This window comes from Micromonospora sp. B11E3, assembly GCF_039871625.1.
Lineage (GTDB): Bacteria > Actinomycetota > Actinomycetes > Mycobacteriales > Micromonosporaceae > Micromonospora.
This window is the reverse complement of record NZ_JBDPMC010000234.1, coordinates 1-864: the sequence shown is the minus strand read 5'-3', so window position 1 is coordinate 864 and position 864 is coordinate 1. Positions and strand designations below refer to the sequence as shown.

Genomic DNA, 864 nt, shown 5'->3' with positions numbered 1-864 from the left:
GATCCCCCTGGTCACCCAGCTACTACGCGACACACTACGGCGACCGATCATGACCAACACCCACCCGAAACACGCCGTCGCACTCGGCGCCGCCATGCTCAGCTCCGACACCCACACCGCACGCGGCATCCCAGCACCCCGACGACCCGCACCCGACACGCCAACCACCACGGCACTCCAAACCGGCACCCCACGCCAGGCGGCCAAACGCGACAGCGGCGAGCAGCGCGTTGTTAGTCGACACGCAGCACCCGGTTCGGACACGCCCGCGCCCGCAGCCGCGGGCGCGCCGGCCCCCAAGGCGAAGCGCGGCGCGAAGCACCGGGCGCAGCCGCCGGCCAAGCCGACACAGCCGGTCAGCGGCCCTACCGGAGACCCCCGCCCGGCGGACGTGCCGTCCCCGGCGCGGCGGCGGTGGTCACGGCTCGCGAACGCGCGCCTCGTCGTCGCGCTGGTCGCGGTCATCGGCCTGCTGGGCGTAGCGCTCGTGTCCGGGAACGACGCCCCGAGCCACCGGCCACAGGTGTCCAGCGCAACGTCCGAAACCAACGTCCCGAGCGACCGGCCGCAGGCGCCCAGCGCAACGCCCGGAACCAACACCCCGAGCAAACGGACGCAGCCGCCCAGCGCAACGCCCAAAACCAACACCCCGAGCAAACGGCCGCAGACGCCCAGCGCAACGCCCGGAACCAGCACCCCGAGCAAACGGCCGATGCTCAAACTGGAGGACGTCCAGGTACAGAAACCGTCGAAGCTGTCTACGGTCCGCACCGCGGAAGTAGGTACCAAGCATTTCGTCGACCGGCCGCCCGTCTTCACCGGCCTTCCCGACCCGCTCACCGGAGCAGTGCTGATCCCCGGCGC

General features: G+C 71.5%; 1 pseudogene. It reads left to right on the top strand.

Features of this window, described 5'->3' with window-relative positions:
• Positions 1–49: 49 nt before the first annotated feature.
• Positions 50–864: pseudogene (locus tag ABGB16_RS33840) on the top strand (hypothetical protein); the annotation flags it as partial.